The organism is Pseudomonadota bacterium (assembly GCA_016195085.1).
Lineage (GTDB): Bacteria > Pseudomonadota > Alphaproteobacteria > SHVZ01 > SHVZ01 > JACQAG01.
This window is the reverse complement of the sequence record JACQAG010000041.1, coordinates 1-22,540: the sequence shown is the minus strand read 5'-3', so window position 1 is coordinate 22,540 and position 22,540 is coordinate 1. Positions and strand designations below refer to the sequence as shown.

The following is a 22,540-nucleotide window of genomic DNA, read 5'->3' as shown; positions in this document are numbered from 1 at the left end:
GCGCCGGCCATCTCCAGTCCATCCCGACAATCTGTTAATATGTGCCAGGCTCGTCGAAGGCATGCCGGCATGGGCGCGGGGCTCGCCTTCGTCTCGTTGGGGGGAGTGAATCATGGTCGACCGCCGTCGTTTCATCGTGGCCGGGGTCAGCATCATCGCGCTCATGAGCGGATTGGGCCAGCGCGCCTGGGCGGCCACGAGCCGCCTCGCCCTCGACAATCTCTACAAGAATCCCGACATGCCGGGCGTCGACTATCGCCCGAAGGTGCTGGAGCTCGCCGGCCAGCGCGTCACCGTCAAAGGCTATGTCGTCCCCCACACCGCCGACAGCGCCGCCCCGTTCATGGTGGTGTCGGCCGAGCCCCTGGTCGGCTGCCCCCATTGCCTGGCAGCGCTCGATCTGCCCCCCGACAGCCTGATCGCCTATTTCAAGGAGCCGCCGAAGCTGGCCGATATCGGCTTTCCGGTCACCGTCGAGGGCACCCTCGAATTGGGCTCGCGCTCGGATGCGAAGACCGGTTTTGTCTCGACCGCGCGCCTGGTGGAAGCCCGCGTCGCCCGCTTCTAGCCGCCCTTTCTCGCCCTCTTGTCATAAGGTGCTGCGCGCCGGGAAAGCGGCGAGTGGCGACGCGCAACCCGCCTCGAGGGAGCACCGGGCTCGATGCGCGATTATCTGAGGCGCCGGCTGCGCCATGCCAAACAGCTTCTCTTCGGATACTCCCCCGAGGTCGTTTCCCGCGAGCGTTGGGAAGCAATGTATGCGCGCGATGCCTGGAGCAAGCTCGGCGAGATCGGCGACCTCGCCCATTACAGCGTGATCCTCGGCTATTGCGTGTTCTTTCGATCGAAGACGATTCTCGATGTCTGCTGCGGCCACGGAGTGCTGACGGGCATGCTGCAGGCAATTCGGTACGAAGCCTATCGCGGCGTCGATCTTTCATCTGAGGCCGTGACCAAGGCACGGGCGCGCTTCGAGAATGAAAAGACCAGGTTCTTCGTGTCGGATGCAGGCACCTTCGATCCCGGAGAGAAGTTCGACACCATCGTCTTCAACGAGTGCCTCTACTATTTCGAGAAGCCCCAGGACCTCGTCCGGCAATATCTCCGATTCCTCTCGCCCGGCGGGCGGATCATCGTTTCCTTCTACGACAGCGGCGGCGAGGCGGCGATCCAGCGTCTCCTCGAAAGGACCGCGCGCGTGATCGACCGCACCGCCGTGGTCAATGACAAGGGACAGCGCTGGATGGTCAGCGTCGCCGTCGATCCTGCAGCGGTGCCGGAAGCTTAGCTCTCAAGACGCCGGGCGGATCTTGCCGAGCTCCATCTTCCAGACATTGGGGGTGAGCTGCACGCCGGCCACCGCCTTGTGCGCCGCCACCCGATAGATCGGCTGCATGAGCGTGATGTAGTGCGCATTCGCCACCAGGATCTCCTGGTAGCGCTTGTAGAAGGCCGCCTGCTTCGCCGGATCCGGCTCGGCCGCCCCCTTGGAGACGAGATCGACGATATCGGCCGGCGGCTCCCAGCCGACGCGCTTGGCCACCCGTTGCACCGAGGCGCCGGCCCAGAGATGCGGATTGGGCGAGGGCGAGTTCCATGGAGCCACAGTCGCCTGCAGCTTGGCGCCGTTGAATTGCGAGCGCCAATTGACGTTGTCCATCGGCTTCAAGGACATCTTGATGCCGACCCGCGCCAGATCGGCTTGGATCTTCTGCGTCATCAGCAGGTAGGAGGTGCTGAAATAGGCGGCATTGGGATAGGCCAGCTCGAACTCGAAGCCGTTGGCAAGGCCAGCGGCGGCCAGGAGCTGCTTCGCCTTCGCCAGATCCTCGCGGTAGCCGAACTCCCGGGTCATCGCGAGCGTGGTGCCGGCGATGCCGGATGGCAGGAACGAGGGCGGCCGATCGGCGAAGCCGCCGACCAGACCCTTGATGAGGCCGTCATAGTCGACCGCGTGCGCCACCGCTTGGCGCGCTTCGCGCTTGGCGAGACTTGGATTGAGCTCGCCATTGTTGGTCAGCACGAAGTAGAGCGTGTCGGTGCTGGCGCCCTGGATGACGGTGACGTCGCCATTGCCCTTGAGGCTATCGAGCTGCTCGGCCGAGAGGTTCATGGCGATATCGACATCGTCGCGCCTGACGGCCAAGAGCTGCGCCGCCCCGTCGGAAATATGCCGGATCACCACCCGCTCGAAGGGCACGGCACCGCCCCAATAGTTCGGGTTGCGCTGGAGCGTGATGCTGCCGTTGCGCTCCCAGCCGGTCATGCGATAGGGGCCGGTCCCGGGTGAATTCTGGTTGAGCCAATCGGTCGCCTTGTCCTTCTGGTCGGCGCCGGGCTCCGAGACCGCGCCATTGGCGCCGGCGAGCTTCTTCGAATAGATGGCGAAAGACGGCGCGGTCAGATCGATGAGCAAGGGCTCCGACGGATTCTTGACGGCAATCTCCACGGTCATCGGGTCGATGATCTTGATCTCGCCCATGTTGGCCGCGTAGATCGCCGGCTGGTCCTTGATGTTGAGCAGCCGATCCAGGGAGAATTTCACGTCGTCGGCGGTGAGCGCATCGCCGTTCCAGAACTTGACGCCGGGCCTGAGGCTGAAGCGCCAGGCGGCGCCGTTCTGGGCCAGCGTCCAGGATGTGGCCAGGGCCGGCTTCACATTGACGAGATCGTCGGCCGACAGCGTCACCAGATTGTCGTAGACCGCACCATGGGTCAAAGGCGGGGTCAGGTCGGCGGACCGCGCCGTGTCGTAGTTGCGCCCGTCGCTGATGTCGAGCCCGATCACCAGGGTCGTCTTCTTCTGCGCCAGAGCCGGCGATGCCAGCACGAGCGCGATGGCGACTGCAAGGCCAAGCCTCACCATGGATTGCTGCACGTCCGCTCCTCCCTCACGGGCCCTAGGCGGCCCTCAATTGTTTGAGATCAAGTCTAGCGTCGATGCGTCACGCCACGCAAATTTCGGGGCCTCACGGCCGCAGCGGATTCTTCGCCCGCGCCGCGGCGACGAAGCTCTGGGCGTCCTCCGGCAGCAACAGACGATCGCTGACCAGGGCGGCGGCCGCTTCGGAGACGCGCGCGACATAGGTCTCGTGGCTGCCGTACAGCTCCTCCAGCGAGGGACGCGGATCGGCCTTGGCTTCGCGCTCGGTTCTGGTGCGCGGCAGCGGCAGATAGCTGCCGTCGCGGTCGCAGATCTCGCCGTCCGGGAAGGGCGACTTGTACTGGTTCCATCCCGTGTAGGTTGCGATCGGTGCCACGATATCGGGAAGCCGGATGCCGGCGACCTCGTTGCCCGTCGCATCGACCTTGGGTACCAGCGTCCGGTAGGCATGAACGCCGTCCCATTTTGGGCCGACCCAATCGGCGAGCGGGGCCACCCGGTTCGTCTCGCGCACCGCGACCGCTCCGGGGATCGCAGGAAAGCCGGTGCGATCCGACTGGACGAGCGTGCCCGCCGTCAGGCTCGGCACACGCGAAGCCGGCGGCTCGATCCCCTCGCCGGCCCAGCGGTCGAGAGCGACCAGGAGGGCGCGCAGCACCGGCCCGGAGCTATGGGGATTTCGCGGATTGACGCACGGACCGGGCTGGGTGGTGAGGCCGGCCCGGCCGCCGTGCTGGGTTCCGGCGATCATGAACACCCGCGCCGTTGCCGGCAGCATCAGATCGCGTCGTCCCAGGGGATCGGTGTGCAGGAGCGATGCGCCTTTCTGCCAGTACTCGGTCGAGGTGTTAACCTCGATCAAGAGCGGATCGGAGCCGTCGCCGCGCAAGAGCGAGGCGGAGCGATGGGTGACGGGATCGATGGTGCGCGCGCTCGAGAACGGAAATTCATTCTCGGGATAGGCATGATCCTCATGCTGGGTATTGGTGCGGAAAGCCTGGGCGAAGGCCGCATTGTGAAACACCCGTCCGACGCCGGAGATATGCGCCAACACGCCGTCGAACACGCGCTGGCCGTTCTCGTCCTTGTTGAAGCCCTGGCCGATATGGTCGCGCAGATAGCGTCCGCTCTGGGAGATGCCGATGGCGAGCGCCGCCTTGACCGGGCCGCCGGCGGGGTTGCTCCGCGGTTCCGCGTGCTTGAGATAGGAAACGACGTCGCGGGTGGCGGCGAAGCCGATGCCGGTCACCTTCGGGTTCTTGGCCTCGTAGCGCAGCTCATAGAGCGTGCCTGGCTCGGGTTTCGTTCCGGCAGGCAAGAGCCGGATGCTGCGCGCGTCGGCGAAAGCCCAGCCGGAGATGGGGATCACCGATTCCGGATAAGAGTCCTTGCGGCGGAGCGTCAGCGTCGCCTGGGTCTGGTCCAGGCTCGCGGCCTCATAGCTCAAGCGGAAGACGTCGACCTGAGGGGCGCGCGTGCCCGATACGAGCTGGTCGCGGATGCGCTGGGTGACCGGCCGCCCGCCATCGGTTGCGACCGGCACGCTCATCGCCAACCCGCCATTGGCCCTCGGCGCATCCGGGTCCCAGCCGCTCCACACCAGCGTGTAGCCGAGCTTGAGGGCGAAGCCATTGCCGGCATCGGCGGCACTCTTCATCTCGTTGGCGGCATCCGGCGCATCCAGGAGAAATGCGGGGACGAGCTTGCGGCCGCGATTGTTGACCTCGTAGAGGATCTTGCCGTTGCCCTTGGCCGGATCGGCCGGCCTGAGAATGAACAGATCCGTCTCGTATTCGACCATGCCCCTGGCGTTCACCGGGACCTTGTCCAGATTGACGATGCCGCGATTGACCGGAAGACGCGGATCGAGCTCGCCCTTGGCCTTGCCGACCAGGCGGAGATAGGAGCCGGCGGCGCCGAAGCTCGCCCCCGCCGCGAAGGGCTCGGAGGTGGTGATCTCGACCGCAGTCACCCGGGCCTCGGCCGTGCCGAGCGTCCAGGCGAAGAGTGCCGCCGCCAACCCGATCGCAACGACCATGCTCGTCATGGCGGTGCCTTCCTTACTGCGGACAGATATATCCCGTTCCACTCGGATTCTTAAAGCAGCCGACGGATTCAGGCAGAAGCCATTTTGGCAAGTAGAGCACGACGTCCGGGAACAGCACCGTGAAGCCAATGACGAAGAAAAACACCACATAGAGCGGCAGAGATCGGAACATCGCGCGCGAGAAGGTGACACCGACAAACTTCGATGCCACCAGCAGAGAAAGCCCGTAAGGCGGGGTGATCAGCCCGAAGACCAAAGTGGTGATGATGACCACGCCCATATGCACCGAATTGATGTTCCCCAGCTCGGAGAGCTTCAGGATGATCGGCATGAAGATGATAATGGCCGGGATGGCGTCGACGAAATCGCCGACAATGACGAAGAGGACCACCAGGAGAAACATGATCATCCGGGGATCGGTGCCGGCATAGTCGGCAATCCAGGTCGCGACCTGATCCGGGCCGCGCAGATAGGCCAGCATCCAGCCGAAAGCCGAGGCGCCGGCGACCGCAGCCAACGGGATCGAATAGAGGAGGCCGGCATAGATGAAGTCGCCGGGCAGATCGCGAAGATGTCCGCGGCGAAGCAGCGGGATCACCACCACCAGGATGTAGACGACCGCGATCATGCCGGCTTCGGTGGGCGTGAACCATCCGGTTAGGATGCCGCCCATGATGATGACCGGGATCATCAGCGGCAGCGCCGATTCCTTGAGCGCGATGCCGAACTCGAGCAGCGAGGCGCGCTTCTTCCTCACGCCGACCGGCCCGAAGAAGTAGCTGTAGATCATCAGGCCGATGCCGATCAGCACCCCCGGGACGACGCCGCCGAGGAAGAGGCCGCCGATCGACACATTGCCGGTGGCGCCATAGACCACCGCCATGATGCTGGGCGGGATCAGATTCGCCATGGTCGATGCGCACGCGATGAGGGCCGCGGTGAAGGCGCGGTCATAGCCCTCGCGGTCCATCTCCGGCGCCACCGTGCGGCTCAAGACCGCGACATCGGCGGTCGACGAGCCGGAAATACCGGCAAAGAACATGCTGAACAGGGTCACGACCTGGGCCAGCCCGCCCTTGAGGTGTCCGACGAGCGTCTGCGACAGGCGCACCATCCGCTGCGTGACATCCGCCGAGGTCATGAGCTCGCCCACGAGCAGGAAGAACGGTACGGCCAAGAGCGCTTCGGAATCGATGCCGTGGAAGAGCTGGCCGATCATCGAGGGGTAGCTGATCGGCGTGAAGCTGGTGGCGATCAGCACGCCGGCAATCAGCGAGAACGCCACCGGCACGCCCATGTAGCCCAGGCCGAGGAACAGGAACGCCATCAAGAACAGGATCGAGGCGTGGCTCATTTAACCGGCTCGACCATGAATTCGCTGTCTTCCGGCCCTTCGAAGCCGCCGATCCAGCCGTTTATCAGCTGCTCGATGCAGAAGAGCGCGATCAGCGCCCCCGAGATCGGCACGATGATCGTGTAGACCCCGAGCGGAATCAGCGAAGGCATGCGAAAGCTGCCGAGATCCAGGAGATAATTGAGGTAGCCGAACCAGACCATCGACAGCGCGACCGCAAGCACGATCAGCCGATTGACCGTTTCGATGGCGCTGCGCACGACACCGGTCAGACGCTTGGTGATCTCGGTCAAATAGAGATGGTCGTTGCGCCTCGTCGCCGCCGCCATGCCGATGAACACGCCCCAGGCGAAGAAGCCGGTGGTGACCTGCTGCAGCCAGAGCCAGGGCGCTGCCAGCTCGCGGGTGACCACATCGAGGAACACCGAGAGGGTGAACCCGACGATGGACACACCGCAGAGGAGCATGAGCAGCGCCTCCAGCGGATCCAAGGCCGGCCATTTCAGGTGGCGATGGCGTTGCAGCACGAGGGAACGCTGGTTCAAGGGACCTCCCCCTGGATCAGGGCGCTGGTGAAAACAAAGACGGGCGGCGCCGTCTGCCGCCGCCCGTCGATCGGCCCGCGACTGCTATTTGACGTTGCGCACCAGCTCCAAGAGCTTCACCGCGTGCGGCCCGAGCTCCTTGGCGAGATCGTCTTGGATCGGCAGCGCCGCCTTGATGAAACCGGACTTGTCCACGCCCTCGACGATCTTGACGCCCAGCGCCTTGAGCTTGACGGCGGAGTCGCGTTCGAGCTGCAGGGCCTTCGCCGGTTCGGTCTTGCCGACCTCGTCGGCCGCCGCTTGCACCCAGCGTTTCTCTTCGTCGCTGAGGCCGTTCCAAGTCTTCTCGCTGACCCAGACGGCGTTGTTGTTGGCCTCGTGCTCGGTCATCGAGAGCACCGGCGCCACCTCATAGTGCTTGTTGGCGAGATAGACGTTGACGCCGTTCTCGGCGACGTTGACGACACCGGTCTGCAGCGAGGTGTAGACGTCGCCAAACGGCATGTGCACGGTCTGGGCGCCATAGGCCGGGAAATGCGTATCCTCGGTCTTGGTTGCCTGGACGCGCACCTTCTGGCCCTTGATGTCCTCCAGCGACTTCACCTCCTTCTTCGAATACATGTCACGGAAGCCCATGGTCATCAGCGCCATCACATGGGCGCCCTGCACGGACTCCGCGACCATGTCGCGGAAGGCTCTGACGACGACGGGGTCGGCCAAGACCTTCTTCAGATGCTCCTCGTCGCGGAAGATGTAGTGGAGGGAGAAGACGCCGGCCTGGGGTGCCACGGTCGAGGCGTTGGCGGTGGACGTGATGATGAAATCGATGTCGCCGGCTCTTAGCTTTTGCAGCATCTGCGGCTCTTGGCCGAGCTGTGCGCCCGGGAACTGATCGATGGTGAAGCGGCCGCCGCTCAATTCCTTGAGCTTGGCATCGAAGGTGTCGGCGGCGATGCCATAGGCGGTGGTGTGCGGCTGGTCATAGCCGAAGCTGAAATGCCGGACCTGGGCATGGGCCGCCATTCCGCCGGCAAGCCAAAGCGCGAATGCCGCCAATGCGATGAAGATCGTGCCGGTAGCCCGGATACGCATCGAAACCTCCCTTGTTTGTGCCCGGTTGCGGGCTCTTGATGCTCCGCGGGCGCACGGCCCGAGGCGTTTTCTTTGAGGCTAGTGCATGGCAGAGGGAAGCGTCAACGCGGGGTCCGAGACTGGGCTAGTATCCTCGAAGGAAAACCGGCGACCGGGACCGACAAGCGATGCCTCTGGCAATTGCGATTCTGGGGGTGGCCCATTGGCATGCTCCCACTTATGCCCAAATCTTAGGCGAACTCGGCCACCGTGTGGTCGGCAGCAGCGATGGCGACGCCACGGCAGGTGCCCTCCAGGCGCAGAAGCTCGGCCTCGCCTTCGAGTCCTCTACCGAAGCGCTGCTCGATCGCACCCGCCCAGACTTCGTCTTCGTGCTGCCCCGCCACGACCGCGTCAAGGCAACGCTGGCGCCGGTCCTCGAGCGCCGGCTGCCCTTCCTGCTGGAAAAGCCGATGGGGCTCAGCGGCGCCCAGTCAACGGACCTTGCTTCCGCGGCCGCCTCGGCGGGGGTCTTCGCCGCGGCCGCCCTTGCGAACCGGCACCTCGCCATCTGGGCGGTCTATCGCCGGCTCCAGGCCGAGGAGCGTCTCGGCACGGTCATGCACGCGCATTTCCGCCTCAACAACGGCCCGCCAGAGCGCTACCGGGATCTGGGCGTGCCCTGGATGCTGGACCCGGTCATATCGGGGGGCGGCCCGTTGCGCAATCTCGGCATCCATGCGACCGATGCCGTGCTCACCTTGGCTGACGGTCACATGGTCAAGGTGCAAGCAGCACAGCTCAGCCACCGTGCCTATCATTTGCCGGTCGAGGAATTCGCCACCGCACTCCTCCAGGTCGAGGGCGGCCCAATCGTGACCCTGGAGGCCGGCTACAGCTATGCGGCCGGCGGCGGCGATTTCGAGTGGCGGATCGCCGCCACCGGCGCCACCATGATCGAACGCAAGGGCTTGCTCGCCGTGCGCTGGCCCAATGGCGAGCTCACCGAGACCAAGACCGACATGCCGGGCTATCGCTCGTTCGTTCTGACCATGCTCGCCGATTTCCAAGCAGGACGGCCGCCGGTGGCGAGCTTGTCGGACTGCGCCGCCGCGGCGATGCTCATCGATCGGATCTATGCGGCCGCGAAGGCCTGAACCTAGGAGAGTGCAAAGAGCGAGGGAGGTAACCCATGATCGACATCCTGAAGCGATGCGTGCCGGCGCTCGTCGGCTCCCTTCTTGCCGCCATGCCGGCCATGGCGGAGACCACCCTCAAATTCATCCCCCAGGCCGATCTCCGCGTGCTGGATACGGCCTGGACCACGGCCGCGATCACCCGCAATCACGGCTATCTCATCTACGAGCCGCTATTTTCCTATGACAGCAAGGTCGTGGCCCGACCCCAGGCGGTCGAGTCCTGGACCGCCAGCCCCGACGGCCTGACATGGCGCTTCACGCTGCGGCCGCTTCGCTTCGACGATGGCTCGCCGGTGACATCCGCCGATGCCGTCGCCTCGCTGGAGCGCTGGTCGCAGCGCAAGGCGAGCGGCCAGGCCATGCGCGTGCGGCTGGAGGCGATCAAGGCCGTGGACGATCGCAGCTTCGAGCTCCGCTTCCGCGAGCGCTTCGGTCTGGTACTGGAGACCCTCGCCGATGCCATCCAGCCGACCTTCGTGCTCCGTGCCAAGGACGCCGCGTCGGATCCGTTCACCCAGATCCAGTTCCAGGATGTCGTTGGCTCCGGGCCGTTCCGCTTCGTCAAGGACGAATGGGTGCCGGGCAGCAAGGTCGTCTATCGCAAGAGTGCCGGCTACAGCCCACGCGCCGAGCCGCCCGACGGCTTCTTCGGCGCCAAGCAGGTAAAGCTCGACCAGGTGGAGTGGATCTACATCCCCGATGCCAACACCGCCGTCCAGGCGCTCATCCGCGGCGAAGCCGATGTGATGGAAATCCCCCCGGCCGAGCTCATACCAATCTTGAAGCGCACGCCAGGAATTGTCGTCGCCGTGCAAGACCCCTTCGGCAGCCAAGCCTTCTTTCGCCTGAACTCGCTGCATCCGCCCATGGACAAGGCCAAGTTCCGCCAGGCGCTGGCGCTGCTCGTCGACCAGAACGAGATGCTCGCCGGCTACATCGGCAACAAGGAGTATGAGGTGCCGTGCCTGGCGATCTTCGGCTGTGGCGGGCCGAACGAGACCGATGCCGGGGCGGCGGCGTTCCGCAAGGCCGACCTGGAGCGCGCCAAAGGGCTCATCAAGGAATCCGGTTATGCCGGCGAGCCGGTGGTCATCCTGGACCCGACCGACCAGCACATCCTGCACGAGATGGCGGGCCTGATGGCAGGCGCCATGCGGGCGGCGGGGATCGCCATCGATTTGCAGGCGAACGATTGGGGCGCCGTCATCGCCCGCGGTTCACGGCCGGACAAACCGGGCCCCGGCTCGCCCGGCTGGCATATGCAGCCGACCTGGGCGCCGGCACGGGTGATCGCGAGCCCGCTCACCTCCACCCAGCTCATCCACCCCTGCGATCCCAAGATCTTCAACGGCAATCCCTGCGATCAGCCCATGGAGACGCTGCGACAGGCGTTCTTCGCCGCTTCGGCCGAGACCCGACGCCCGGTGGTCGATCGGATCCAGAGCCGCTTCTACGAGGTCATGCCCTTCGTGCTGGTCGGCCAGTTCCTGGCACCGAAAGCTTGGCGCGCCAACGTGACCGGCATCGTCAATGCCAGCGAGTTCGTGTTCTGGGGCGTGGAGAAGAAGTAGCGCCGCCTATTCGCGAAGCGGGACCCTGACCACGGCGTTCTCCGCCGCCGCCTCCTCGGCGGCAATGACGGCAGCCATGACGTTGCGGCCCTCGAGCGCGCTGACCGGCGACGGCCCGCCCTCGACGTGATCGAGGAAGGAGGTCCATTCCGCCGCCAGCGCTTTGGCGAGCCAGGCTGGATCGGCGGCAAACGCGGTCTGCCAGGCATTGTCGCGGCCGAGCTCGAGGCCGAGGCCCGGCTCGCAGCGGAGCGCCCCTTCGGTGCCGACGATGACCGTCCAGTGATCCGGCGCGCCCACCCGGTAGCCGGCGGCCTCGGCGATGCCGGTGCCGCCGCCCCAGAACCGGTAGAGCGCCACCCCGATATCGTCGACGGCGAGCCCGGTGTGGAAGCCCGTGCCTAAGCTGGCGCTGACCGACATCGGCATGCGGCCGAAGGCGAGCACCAGGCGATCGACGAGATGGACGGCATTGGTCATCCACATGCCGCCGCCCCGGGTTTGGGCCAGGTGCCAGTCCTTGCGCGCCTTTAAGGTGAAATCCTTGATCATCGGCGCGCGCACATGGATGGGCTCGCCGATGACACCCGAGCGGATGCGAGCGACAGCCTCCGCATAGGCCGGAATGAAACGGGTGGGCTGCGCCACCGTGAACGGCACGGGGCGGCCGCGAAGCCCGTCCAGTATCGCATCGCATTGGGCTAGGCTCGGCGCCATCGGCTTCTCCAGAAGCACCGCGCATCCCGCTTCGATCGCCGCCAGCGTCATCTCGCCATGGAGATCGTGCGGCGTGGCGATGCAGACCGCATCGACCTCGGCCAGAACCGCCCGCCAATCGCGATACGCCTTGGCACCCAAATCGGCCGCCACTCTCTCCGCCTCTGCAAACGATCCCGACGCGACCGCGGCCAGCCTGGCGCGCCCGCCCAGCTCGCCGAGAGCCTTTGCATGCAGCCGGCCGAACTGGCCCATGCCGATGATGCCGACGCGGATCGGATGTGATCGAGGCATGCGCCCTCTCCTTCGTCATGCGCGGGCTTGACCCGCGCATCCACGTCTTCGGCCGAGTGCTTGCACGACGTGGATGCCCGGATCAAGTCCGGGCATGACGAGAAGAAAACAGTCGTCCCTACTCAGCTCTTGTCGATGTTCCAGAAGACCGGAATGCTGGTCTTGAGCACGCCGGTCACGTTCTTCCGCCAGACGAAGGGCTGGTCGTACTGGCCTAAGAGGATGAGCGGCGCCACCTCCCAGAGCCTGGCATTGAGCTGGTCCAGGATCTTCATGCGCTTGGCCTGATCGGTCTCGCGCACGAACTGGTCGCGGAGCTTCTCCGCCTGCTCGTCGCAAGGCCAGCCGACCCAATTCTTGCCGTCGCAGGTGAGGCTGGTGACGACGGAGGTCAGCGGGCTCGACATCGGCGCGGCTCCGGTGGTGGTGTGGAAGATGTTCCAGCCGCCGGCGTCCGGCGGATCCTTCTTTGCCCGCCGGGCGGTGATGCCGCCCCAATCCATGGCCTGCACATCGACGTTGAAGCCGATCTTCCTCATGCGCTCGATCGTGACCAGAGTGAGCGCGTGGTACATCGGCAGATCGCCCGGATCCATCAGCACGATCTTCTCGCCCTTGTAGCCGGATTCGGCCAAGAGCTGCTTCGCCTTCTCCAGATCGGGCTTGCGGAAGCCGTCGGAGCCGACCTCCGATCCGTTGGGGCCACCGCAGATCCAGTAGGAGTAGCAGGTGCGCCAGAACTTCTCGCTGCCGAAGGCGGCGGCTGCATATTCGCGCTGGTCCACCATGTATTGCAGCGCCTGGCGGGCCTTGACGTTGTTGAAGGGCGGATGGAGTGCGTTCGGACGGATGACGCCGTAGAAGCCCAAGGGGAAGACCTGGCCGGTGACGATGTCGGGATTCTTCTCCACCGTCGGGATGAGATCGAGCGAGGGTTCCTCGATGTAGTCGACCTCGCCCTTGGTGAGCGCGGCGAACTGGGTGGCGGGATCGGGAATGATCAGGAATTCGAGCCGGTCGACCTTTACCACTTTGCCGCCGGCCATGCCGCTGGCGGGCTCGGTGCGCGGCACGTAGTCCGGATTCTTCTCCCAGATGATCTTGGCGCCGGGCACCCACTCGCTCTTGACGAAGCGGAACGGGCCGGAGCCGATCGACTCGGTGACCGCCGTCCCCGGGTCGACCGTCGCCTCCTGCTTGCGCATGATGCCGGTGGTGTTGTGCACGCCACCCAGGGAGAACTCGACCCAGGGATAGGGCTCCTTGAGGGTGAGCGTGAAGGAGCGGTCGTCGACGGCCTCGATCGAGGCGGTCAAGTCGGCCAGCTTCTGCGCCAGCGTGTCGGTCGCATAAAGGCGCTTGATCGAGGGAATGACATCGGCGGAGGTGACCGGCGTGCCGTCATGGAACTTGAGACCGGGGCGCAGCCGGAAGGCGTATTTGAGTCCATCAGGCGAGACACTGTAGGCCTCGACCATCTGCGGCTGCGCCGCCATCTTCTCGTCCCAGCCGAAGAGCTGATCGTAGACGAGGGCGCTGTGCATCTTGGATGCCATCGCCGTCGTCTGGAACGGGTCGATCACCTTGAGATCGGTGGCCGGCACGACCCTCAGCACCTTCTGCTGCGCGATCGCCGCTCCCGGCATCGCTGTCGCAACGGCAACGGCAAGCCAGGTCGTCAGGCGCGAAGCATTCTTCGTTCCCATAGGCATGACCGCCTCCTTTCTCGTTGTGCGATTTCCGATAGGAAAGCACTGGCGCAGGCGGCTGTACAGGAATACTCGCCGAATGCCGCCGCCAAGCCCCTCCCCGGGAGGCGGCGAGGGGTGGGGGCTCGGTGCTACAGCTTGCGCAAGAAGTCGATGACCACCGCGGCAACCTCATCGGGTGCCTCGACCGGGAGCGAGTGGCCGATGCCTTCGAGCTCGACCAGGCTGCCCCGGCTGCCCAGCTCGCCCAAGAGCATCCTGCCATTGGCAGGCGGCGCCATGACGTCGGCGAGGCCCTGTACAATCAGCACGCGCGCCGTGCCGGCGGTCCACCATTCGTCCATCGGCGTGGCCGCGGCTGCGGCCAGATAGACCTTGGCGACCGGTTCGTTCCAGCCGTCAAGCCAGGGCGTGGGGTCGCGGCCGGGGCCGACCATGGTCAGCCGCGCGGCCGCCAGCCGCTCGGCCAGCGGCAGCGCCGGGTTCTTGGCGCGCTCGTTCGCGGCCGGCAGCTCCGGCCCGCCCGCCACCTTGCCGCTGGCGCCGAGCAGCACCACGGCGGAGATCAGCTCCGGCCGATCGGCGGCCAGCATGCGGGCGACGCGGTTGCCGAAGGCCTGGCCGACCAGCACGACCGGGCTCTTGCCGAGCGCGGCGATGGCCGCGGCCACGTCGGCGGCGAGGTCGTGGAGGGTGATGCCCGCCATCGGTCCTTGGCTTGCCCCGAGGCCGCGCGGCATCGGCAGTGCGACGCGATAGCCCGCCCCGATCACCCGCTCGGCCAAGGGCAAGAGATCATCGGAGCTGCGGCCTAGACCCGGCAGCATCACCACCGTCTTGCCACTACCGGCAACGCGCAGCGCGATCCGCGCGTGCTCCGCGGCGACGGTTCGATGCTCCCAGGCGATCTTCTCAGCCATGGTCGTTCAGCAGCCTTTCATCACGCCGCGGCGAGATGCTGCTTCTTGAGATACGCGATCATCGCGGCGGCGACCTCGTCCGGCGCCTCCACCGGCACCGAATGGCCCACACCGTCCAGCTCGACCAGGGTGCAGCGCTCGCCGAGCTCTTCCTTCAGCATCCGACCATTGACCGGCGGCGAGGACTTGTCGGCGAGGCCTTGGATCACCAGGACCTTGGCCTTGCCGCCGGTCCACCATTCCTCGGTCGGCACGGCGCGGAGCGCTGCCTGGCAGGCCTTGGCGATCGGGTCGTTCCAGCCGTCGAGCCAGACCGTGGGGTCGCGCGTGGGCCCCACCATGGAGACGAGCGCTGCCTTGCGGCGCTCCTCGATCGGCAGCGCCGGGTTCTTCACCCGCTCGATCGCCGCCACCACCTCGGGCGTGCCGGCGACCTTGCCGCTCGCGGTGAACAGAACGAGGTGGGACACCAGATCCGGCCGGTCGGTCGCGATCAGCCGGGCGACGCGGTTGCCATAGGCGTGGCCGCAGAGGATCGCCGGGATGTCGCCCACAGCCTCGATCACCTTGGCCACGTCGGCGGCAAGATCGTGGAGCGTAATCCCTGTCAGCGGCCCGGTGCTGCCGCCCATGCCGCGGGGCATCGGCAAGACGACGCGGTAGCCGGCGGCGATCAGCCGCTCGCCCAAGGGAAGGTGGTCTTCCGTCGTGCGCCCGAGCCCTGGCAGCGAGACGATGGTCTTGCCCTTGCCGGCGATCCGGTATTCGACGCGCGCCGGCCCATTGGCGACCGCCCGCTTGTCCCAAACGGCTTTCGTCATGCTCGCTCCGTGCGCGACTCCTCACTGAAGAGGCGAGGCAGAAGAAAACCGCAGAGATCGCTGAGGAGCGCGGAGTTTGCGGAGGTGTTTGCTCCCGCGCCGCGCGCTGCGAACTATTCTCGGCGTTCTCTGCGTTCTTCTCCGCGAACTCCGCGGTTCAATCGTCTCTACGACTCCGTGATGAACGACGCGGTTGTCAGCTCTTGTCGATGTTCCAGAAGACCAGCGTGCCGGTCTTGAGCACGCCGGTGATGTTTTTGCGCCACAGGAAGGGCTGCCGGAACTGGCCCAAGGTCACATAGGGCATCACCTCCCAGAGACGCTTGTGCATCTGCTCGACCAGCACCTTCTGCTTCGCCGGGTCGGTCTCGCGGACGTACTGGTCGCGCATCTTCTCCACCACCTCGTCGCAGGGCCAGCCGACGAAGTTCTTGCCGTCGCAGGTCATGATCGTGGACGGGCTGGTGAGCGGGCTCGCCAGATGCGCGCCGTTGGCGTTGGTGTGGAACAGGTTCCAACCGCCCTGCGCCGGCGGATCCTTCTTCGCGCGCCGGACCGCGACCACACCCCAATCGGTCATCTGCATGTCGACGTTGAAGCCGATCTGCTTCAGGAGGCTGGCGGTGAGCTGCGACCAGGCATTGTAGGCGGGGATGTCGGCGCCGCCGATAATCACCACCGGCTTGCCGTCATAGCCGGATTCTTTCACCAGCTGCCGGGCGAGATCGAGATTCTGCTTGCGGTAGGCCTCGGAGCCCGCCTCGGTGCCGTTGGGCGTGCCGCAGACCCAGAAGGCGTAGCACTCGTGCCACCATTTCTTGTCGCCGAACGCGAGCTCGAGATAGTCGCTCTGCTGCACCATATGGGCGAGAGCCTGGCGCGCCTTCACGTTGTTGAAGGGCGGATGCAGCGAGTTGGGCCTGAGTACACCATAGGTCTCGACCGGCCAGACCTCGCCGATGACGATGTTGGGATCGTTCTCGACGGTCTTGATGAGATCGAGCGAAGCGGCGTCGATGAAGTCGATCTCGCCCTTCCTCAAGGCCGCATAGGCCGTCGCTGCATCGGGAATGATCACGTACTCCACCCGGTCCACCTTGACCACCTTGCCGCCGGCCTGGCCGCTCGGCGGCTCGTTGCGGGGCACGTAGGCGCGATTCTTGTCGTAGACCAGCTTGGCGCCCATTACGTATTCGGCGGTGTTGAAGGTGAACGGGCCGGAGCCGATCATGGTGGTGACCGGGGTGTAGGGGTCGGTCAGCGCCTCCTTCTCGCGCATGATCCCGTCTTCGATGCTCTTGGTGCCGCTGATGAGATACTCGACGAAGCCGAAGGGCTCCTTCAGCGTGAGCGTGAAGGTGTTGTCGTCGACCTTGTCGTAGGACGCCACCGCCTCGGCCAGCTTGCCGATCTGGGTGTCGCGGACGAATTGCCGCTTCCAGGTCTGGATCACGTCCTTGGATGTGACCGGCGTGCCGTCGTGGAACTTGAGGCCGGGCCTGAGGGTGAAGGTGTATTTGAGCTTGTCGGCGGAGACCGTGTAGTTGCCGACCATCTGCGGGCGGGCGATCAGGTCCGCATCCACCGTGAACAGCGTGTCATAGACCATGGCCACGTGCATCGAGGTCGGGTTGACCGCCGATTGGTGCATGTCGAGCACCTTGGGCTCCGACATCGGCACCACCTTCAGCACTTTCTGCTGGGCGGCGGCCTCCATGGGTGCGAGCACAGCAGCGGCGAGGAAGCCGGCGATAAGCGGGACCATCGAGGCCGAGGTCTGACGGGACATGAAAGCCTCCTTATGGGCGTCGATCCGGCCCGCCTTGGCTGACTGGGCGGGGCGGTCGTCGGCGACAGAATTTTCCGATATTAAAACAAAGCTGGCCGGGCGCAATGCGTCGTTGGAGTTGTAGGCATCGTCAGCTCTTGTCGATGTTCCAGAAGACCAGCGTGCCGGTCTTGAGCACGCCGGTCACGTTCTTCCGCCACAGGAAGGGCTGGCGGAACTGGCCCAACATCGCATAGGGGACCACCTCCCACAGCCGCCTGTGCATCTGCTCCAGGAGCGCCTTCTGCTTCGCCGGGTCGGTCTCGCGCACGTATTGATCGCGGATCTTCTCGACCACCTCGTCGCAGGGCCAGCCGACGAAGTTCTTGCCATCGCAGGTCATGATGGTGGACGGGCTGGTGAGCGGGCTCGCCAGATGCGAGCCGTTGGCGCTGGTATGGAACAGGTTCCAACCACCTTGCGAGACCGGATCCTTCTTGGCGCGCCTGACTGCGACCGCCCCCCAGTCGCTCAACTGCACATCGACCTTGAACCCGATCTTCTTCAGGAGTTCGGCGGACATCTGCGTCCAGGCATTGAAGGTGGGGATGTCGGCACCGCCGATCATCACCACCGGTTCGCCGTTGTAGCCGGACTCCTTCACCAGCTGGCGAGCGAGGTCCAGGTTCTGCTTGCGGTAGGCATCCGAGCCAATCTCGGTGCCGTTGGGCGTGCCGCAGACCCAGAAGGCGTAGCACTCGTGCCACCACTTCTTGTCGCCGAAGGCGAGCTCCAGATACTCGCTCTGATTCACCATATAAGCCAGCGCTTGCCGAGCTTTGACATTGTTGAAGGGTGGTAGCAGCGAGTTCGGCCGCAAGACGCCATAGGTTTCGACTGGCCAGACTTCGCCGATGACGATATTGGGATCGTTCTCGACGGTTTTGATCAGATCGAGAGTGGCGGAATCGATGAAATCGACCTCGCCCTTCTTGAGCGCGGCATAGGCCGTGGCCGGATCGGGGATGATCAGCCACTCGACGCGATCGACCTTGACCACCTTGCCACCGGCCTGGCCGTCCGGCGGCTCGTTGCGCGGCACGTAGGCACGGTTCTTCTCGTAGACGAGCTTGGCGCCGGGCACGTATTCGGCCTTGTTGAAGGTGAATGGGCCGGAGCCGACCATCTCGGTGATCGGCGTGTAGGGATCGGTCAGCGCTTCCTTCTCCCGGAGAATGCCGTCGTCGATGCTCTTGGCGCCGCTGATCAGATACTCGACGAAGCCGAAGGGTTCCTTGAGGGTCAAGGTGAAGGTCTGGTCGTCGACCTTGTCGGTGGAGGCGACGGCGTCGACCAGCTTCTGAATCTGCGTGTCGCGGACGAATTGCCGCTTCCATGTCTGCAGCACGTCCTTGGTGGTGACCGGCGTGCCGTCGTGGAACTTGAGGCCAGGCCTAAGGGTGAACGTGTATTTGAGCTTGTCGGCGGAGACCGAGTAGTTGCCCACCATCTGCGGGCGGGAGACGAGATTCGAGTCCCACGTGAACAAGGTGTCGTAGATCATCGCCACGTGCATGGAGGTCTGATTGACGCCGGATTGGTGCGGATCGAACACCTTGGGCTCGGCCGATGGCACCACGCGCAGCACATTCTGCTGGGCTTGGGCGGGCACGACGCCGACGGCGAAAAGCGCCAGTGCGGCGACCGAGCCGCGGAACGTTGCTGAGGCCGAGGTCCGAAGCGACATGGACGCCTCCTTCGTCTCGTTGTTGTGGGCCCTCACTTGGGTGCTGTCGGTCGGTGCTCCGGCAATGTTCGGAGAAACGCTTTTTCCGATATTAAAACAATGCCGGGCGGGCGCAATGCATCCTTGCGAACCGGCTCCAGTATCAAGGAATGAAACCGTCATCGGCGCGCGTAAAAGCACGATTTTGGGTTGCTGACAGCGAGTCCCCGGGCGGGTCATGTCGCTCAAGGCTAGAATGAGGACAAGCGCACAACCCGGTCCCTCTCGCAGCGGCTTCCCCTCATTCCCCGCGGAAAGGCTTCCCCTGCCATGGCTCACGGCATCGGCTTCATTGGTCTCGGCATCATGGGCCAGCGCATGCTGGCGAGCCTTGCTCTCAATCCTCGGGTGGAAGCGGTCGCGGTGTGGGATCCGAACCCTGCCGCGTGCGCGCGGACGAAGAAGAGCCATCCCCGGCTCCGCATCGCCAGGGGCTCCTCGGAGCTCGTCGCCGATCCGGGCGTCGCCTGCGTCTACATCGCCTCGCCGCCTTCGACCCACCTCACCCACGCCGCTACCGCATTCGACGCCGGGAAAGCGGTGCTCTCCGAGAAGCCGCTTGGCGTCGACACCGAAGAGAGCGACCGGATGGTGGCAAGGGTCGAGCGCGAGGTGCATCGGGCAGCGATCAACTTCCCCTTCGCTTCCTCGCCCGCGGCACTCGCGCTCAAGGACATGCTCGCAGCGGACGCCGTCGGCACCCCCGAGCGCATCGAGATCGAGACCGTCTTCGCCGAATGGCCGCGACCATGGCAGGCGGACGCGCGCTGGCTCTGCCTGCGCGAAGAGGGCGGCTTCGTACGCGAGGTGGTCTCGCATTTTCTCTTTCTCACGCGACGCCTCATAGGTCCGCTCGCGGTGAAAGCCAGCAAGACCTCCTATCCCGATGACGGGCGATCGGCGGAGACCGCCATCGCCGCCGACCTCACCGCCGCGGGGATCCCGGTCAGGCTCACCGGGGGTGTGCGCGGCATGGCTGCCGACAGCAATGCGTGGACGGCATCGGGAGCCAAGGGCCACCTCCGTCTCCATGACTGGACCAACCTGTCGAGAGAGCAGGCCGGAAGCTGGAGTCCGGTCGATCTCGGCCCGGGCGAGCTGCGTCCACGCTCGGCCAAGGCGCAGCTCGACGGCGTCGCCGACATGATCGAAGGCAAGCCGCACGGGCTCGCCAGCTTTCGCGATGGCCTGGAGGTGCAGCGCGCAGTGGAAGAGCTGCTGAGCCGCACACGCTAAGGAGGGTGCGACCGGATGACGTTCCCGGCGGCGACGCCTTCGTCTATTCTTATCGCGCTACGCCTTCATCCGAGCCCGCCATGAGCCTCGAAGCGGAAGCACAACCCAGCCCGACAGTCGGGAGCTCTACCGATACTGGCTCGAGCGACACGGCGGTCGGCCGATGCCGCGGCGGGGCGACATCGACCCCGTCGATATCCCCGCCCTGCTCCCCAACCTGCTGCTCATCGACGTCGAGCCGGAACCCTTGCGGTTCCGTTATCGGCTGGTCGGCACCCGCATCGTCTCCTATCGGCAATCCCTGCAGGTTCCCGATCATACCGGGCGTTATGTCGATGACGTCGCGCATCATTTCGGCGCCGACCAGGTGATCCAGCAGTTCGCGAACTGCGTGCGGAGCCGCGGCCCGGTTCTCTGCTCAGGGCGCTTCACCTTCGACTCCGGCGCCTCCGGGGGCTGGGAACGCCTGACGCTGCCTTTGTCGGAGGATGACGGGAGGGTGACGATGCTGCTGGTGTTCTTCACCCGCTTCCAGGTCCCGGCCCGAGCCCGGGCGGCAATGCTGGAGCCGGCCCGATGACGGCGGAGCACGACGCCGAGACCAGGCGCCAGCGCGGCCTGTGGAGCACCACTGCGCGCGCCTGGACCCGCTGGGCCGATCGCATGGAGGCGATGGCCGAGCGCTTCAATCGGCCCCTGGTGGAGGCGGTCCGGGTCAATCCAGGCGAACGGGCCTTGGATCTCGCCTCAGGCGCAGGCGAGCCCGGCATCACCCTTGCCCGCGCGCTAGGACCTGAGGGCGAGGCCGTGCTCACGGATTTGGCCTTGCCCATGCTCCAGGGCGCCCGGCGGCGAGCAGACGAGCGCGGCCTCGCCAATATCCGCTTCGCCGTCGCCAATGCGGAAGCGCTCGGCTTTGGCGAGGCGAGCTTCCATGCCGTCACCTGCCGGTTCGGGCTCATGTTCTTTCCGCGGCCGGTGGTGGCGCTCTGCGAGAGTCTGCGCGTCTTGAAGCCCGGAGGCCGGGCGGCCTACATGGTCTGGGGGCCGCGCGCGGACAATCCGATGTTCGAGATCAGCGAGGCGGCGCTCGAAGAGGTTCTGGGGCCTGATCCCAATCCCCGCGACCCCTTCCGCTTCGCCGCGCCCGGCGTCGTGGGGGAGATGTTCAACGAAGCCGGCTTCGCCGCGGTGGACGAAATCGAGCATCGCTTCGAGCGCAAGGCGCCCTTGGGCGAGAAGTTCTGGCAGGCGGGCCTGGAGATGGGCGGCGGCGGCCGGCTGGAGAACGCCAGCGACGCACTCCTCGAGGCGCTCGACCAATCCGTCCAGAGGCGCCTCGAACCCTATCGTGCCGCCGATGGCTACCGGCTCGGCGCCCACATCCGCATCATCGTCGGGCGAAAGCCGTAGAGCGGCGCTTACGGCCGCGGCAGGGTCGGCGGCGGCTCGGCGGGCTCGACCGGCATCCCGGCGGCGGCTTCGACCCGGGCGGCCTCGCGCTGGAGATGCTGGAAGCTGCGCATGCTGAAGGGGATGCTGGCGATATAGGCAGCGCCGGCCAACGACAGGGTGACCCAGGGGGCGCTCGCCAGTGCTGCCGTCAGCACACCGACGCCCACCAGCGTCGGCAGCACGTAGTGGTGCGGCACCTTCACCCTCTTGAAGGCGAAAGTGGGAATGCGGCTGATGAAAAGGAGTCCGACCAGCACCAGCCAGATCGCATTCAAGATCGGCTGGGAGAAGAGGCCGCTGCCGACCTCGAAGCTGACGATCATCGGCAGCAGGGCCAGGCCCGCGCCCGCCGGCGCCGGCACGCCGGTGAAATAGTTGTAGGCCCAGGCCGGCATCTCCTCGCCGATCTTGGTGTTGAAGCGCGCCAGCCTCAAGGCGCAGCAGGTGCTGAAGAACAGCACTGTCGCCCAGCCGAAGCCGACAAAGCCGGAGAAGCCCTGGAAGGTCCAAAGGTAGATCAGGATCGCTGGAGTCACGCCGAAGCTGAGGAAGTCGGAGAGCGAGTCGAGCTCGGCGCCGAACTTGCTGGTGCCGCCGAGGAGACGGGCGAGCCTGCCGTCGAGACCATCGAGAATGGCGGCGATGACCACGAGCGCCACCGCGGCTTGCCAACGCTCCTGCAGACCGAAGCGGATCGCGGTCAGGCCGGCGCAGAGCGCCAACACGGTGAAGATGTTGGGAATGAGCCGATTGAAGGACAACCCCTTGATCCTGGACGGGCGGAAGCGGTGGGGTCGGCGGCGCAGCATCATCGGATCTCGCCCAGGCGTGGCGGCTCGGTCAAATTGAGATCGGCCAGCACCGTCTCGCCAGCGATCGCGCGCTGGCCGACCGCGACCAGGGGCGCGATGCCGTCGGGCAGATACACATCGGCGCGGCTGCCGAAGCGGATCATGCCGAAGCGCTCGCCGGTCCTGACCATCTCTCCTTCCTTGAGCCGGCAGACGATCCGCCGGGCGATGAGCCCGGCGATCTGCACGAAGGCGAGATCGCGGCCGTCCTCGAGCAGGAGGCGCACGCCGTTGCGCTCGTTGTCGAGGCTCGCCTTGTCGAGGCCGGCGTTGACGAACTTGCCCTTGTTGTAGGCGATGCGCATGACCATG

20 protein-coding genes are annotated in these 22,540 nt (G+C 65.6%); 7 read left to right on the top strand and 13 right to left on the bottom strand.

Going from position 1 to position 22,540, the window contains the following annotated elements; genetic code table 11:
• Window positions 1-112: 112 nt before the first annotated feature.
• Both HY058_12685 and HY058_12680 read left to right on the top strand, forming a co-directional pair.
• Entirely contained in the window at window positions 113-568 is a 456-nt protein-coding gene (locus HY058_12685) for a hypothetical protein (GenBank protein ID MBI3498154.1), read from the top strand.
• Window positions 569-661: 93 nt separating this feature from the next.
• Window positions 662-1,288 (top strand): class I SAM-dependent methyltransferase, encoded by a 627-nt coding sequence (locus HY058_12680; GenBank protein MBI3498153.1) that lies wholly within the window; start codon window positions 662-664, stop codon window positions 1,286-1,288.
• Window positions 1,289-1,291: 3 nt separating this feature from the next.
• On the opposite strand, the gene HY058_12675 is transcribed toward HY058_12680, so the two are convergent.
• The 5 genes from HY058_12675 to HY058_12655 all read right to left on the bottom strand — a co-directional run bounded on the left by HY058_12675 (window position 1,292) and on the right by HY058_12655 (window position 7,922).
• Window positions 1,292-2,878 (bottom strand): ABC transporter substrate-binding protein, encoded by a 1,587-nt coding sequence (locus HY058_12675; protein ID MBI3498152.1) that lies wholly within the window; start codon window positions 2,876-2,878, stop codon window positions 1,292-1,294.
• 91 nt (window positions 2,879-2,969) lie between these two features.
• Window positions 2,970-4,922, bottom strand: coding sequence for a hypothetical protein (locus HY058_12670; protein MBI3498151.1), 1,953 nt, complete (start codon window positions 4,920-4,922; stop codon window positions 2,970-2,972).
• Between the two features lie 22 nt (window positions 4,923-4,944).
• The gene (locus HY058_12665) at window positions 4,945-6,285 is read right to left on the bottom strand and encodes a TRAP transporter large permease (protein ID MBI3498150.1); all 1,341 of its coding nucleotides are present in this window, start codon (window positions 6,283-6,285) and stop codon (window positions 4,945-4,947) included.
• Entirely contained in the window at window positions 6,282-6,752 is a 471-nt protein-coding gene (locus HY058_12660; GenBank protein MBI3498149.1) for a TRAP transporter small permease, read from the bottom strand. The genes HY058_12665 and HY058_12660 overlap by 4 nt, the downstream gene beginning before the upstream one ends.
• 162 nt (window positions 6,753-6,914) lie before the next feature.
• Window positions 6,915-7,922, bottom strand: a complete 1,008-nt coding sequence (locus tag HY058_12655; protein ID MBI3498148.1) for a TRAP transporter substrate-binding protein — start codon at window positions 7,920-7,922, stop codon at window positions 6,915-6,917.
• Between the two features lie 167 nt (window positions 7,923-8,089).
• Between HY058_12655 and HY058_12650 the strand changes: the two genes are divergently transcribed.
• Window positions 8,090-9,058 (top strand): Gfo/Idh/MocA family oxidoreductase, encoded by a 969-nt coding sequence (locus tag HY058_12650; GenBank protein MBI3498147.1) that lies wholly within the window; start codon window positions 8,090-8,092, stop codon window positions 9,056-9,058.
• 35 nt (window positions 9,059-9,093) lie between these two features.
• Entirely contained in the window at window positions 9,094-10,671 is a 1,578-nt protein-coding gene (locus HY058_12645; protein MBI3498146.1) for an ABC transporter substrate-binding protein, read from the top strand.
• Between the two features lie 6 nt (window positions 10,672-10,677).
• Here the strand turns inward: HY058_12645 and HY058_12640 are convergent, their stop codons facing one another.
• From HY058_12640 to HY058_12615, 6 genes are all read right to left on the bottom strand, one after another.
• Window positions 10,678-11,682: a Gfo/Idh/MocA family oxidoreductase gene (locus tag HY058_12640; GenBank protein ID MBI3498145.1), complete on the bottom strand. Its 1,005-nt coding sequence runs from the start codon at window positions 11,680-11,682 to the stop codon at window positions 10,678-10,680.
• Window positions 11,683-11,804: 122 nt separating this feature from the next.
• Window positions 11,805-13,394 (bottom strand): ABC transporter substrate-binding protein, encoded by a 1,590-nt coding sequence (locus HY058_12635; protein ID MBI3498144.1) that lies wholly within the window; start codon window positions 13,392-13,394, stop codon window positions 11,805-11,807.
• A 128-nt stretch (window positions 13,395-13,522) separates the two neighbouring features.
• Window positions 13,523-14,311: an alpha/beta hydrolase gene (locus tag HY058_12630; protein ID MBI3498143.1), complete on the bottom strand. Its 789-nt coding sequence runs from the start codon at window positions 14,309-14,311 to the stop codon at window positions 13,523-13,525.
• Window positions 14,312-14,331: 20 nt separating this feature from the next.
• A complete protein-coding gene (locus HY058_12625; GenBank protein ID MBI3498142.1) occupies window positions 14,332-15,132 on the bottom strand; it encodes an alpha/beta hydrolase in 801 nt (266 codons plus the stop codon).
• A 196-nt stretch (window positions 15,133-15,328) separates the two neighbouring features.
• The gene (locus tag HY058_12620; protein ID MBI3498141.1) at window positions 15,329-16,921 is read right to left on the bottom strand and encodes an ABC transporter substrate-binding protein; all 1,593 of its coding nucleotides are present in this window, start codon (window positions 16,919-16,921) and stop codon (window positions 15,329-15,331) included.
• Window positions 16,922-17,051: 130 nt separating this feature from the next.
• Window positions 17,052-18,647: an ABC transporter substrate-binding protein gene (locus tag HY058_12615; protein MBI3498140.1), complete on the bottom strand. Its 1,596-nt coding sequence runs from the start codon at window positions 18,645-18,647 to the stop codon at window positions 17,052-17,054.
• Between the two features lie 309 nt (window positions 18,648-18,956).
• Here HY058_12615 and HY058_12610 point away from each other — a divergent pair, with 309 nt between their 5' ends.
• The 3 genes from HY058_12610 to HY058_12600 all read left to right on the top strand — a co-directional run bounded on the left by HY058_12610 (window position 18,957) and on the right by HY058_12600 (window position 21,335).
• Entirely contained in the window at window positions 18,957-19,922 is a 966-nt protein-coding gene (locus tag HY058_12610) for a Gfo/Idh/MocA family oxidoreductase (GenBank protein MBI3498139.1), read from the top strand.
• Window positions 19,923-19,989: 67 nt separating this feature from the next.
• On the top strand, window positions 19,990-20,502 hold the full coding sequence (locus HY058_12605; GenBank protein ID MBI3498138.1) for a PAS domain-containing protein: 513 nt from the start codon (window positions 19,990-19,992) through the stop codon (window positions 20,500-20,502).
• On the top strand, window positions 20,499-21,335 hold the full coding sequence (locus HY058_12600) for a class I SAM-dependent methyltransferase (GenBank protein ID MBI3498137.1): 837 nt from the start codon (window positions 20,499-20,501) through the stop codon (window positions 21,333-21,335). Before HY058_12605 ends, HY058_12600 begins: the two co-directional genes overlap by 4 nt.
• Before the next feature lie 8 nt (window positions 21,336-21,343).
• Here HY058_12600 and pssA read toward each other — a convergent pair whose 3' ends face one another.
• Together pssA and HY058_12590 are read right to left on the bottom strand one after the other, a co-directional pair.
• Complete coding sequence (pssA, locus tag HY058_12595) at window positions 21,344-22,189, bottom strand: CDP-diacylglycerol--serine O-phosphatidyltransferase (GenBank protein MBI3498136.1); 846 nt, start codon at window positions 22,187-22,189, stop codon at window positions 21,344-21,346.
• The coding region (locus tag HY058_12590) for a phosphatidylserine decarboxylase (GenBank protein ID MBI3498135.1) at window positions 22,186-22,540 on the bottom strand (355 nt) is incomplete at its 5' end. The genes pssA and HY058_12590, both read right to left, overlap by 4 nt.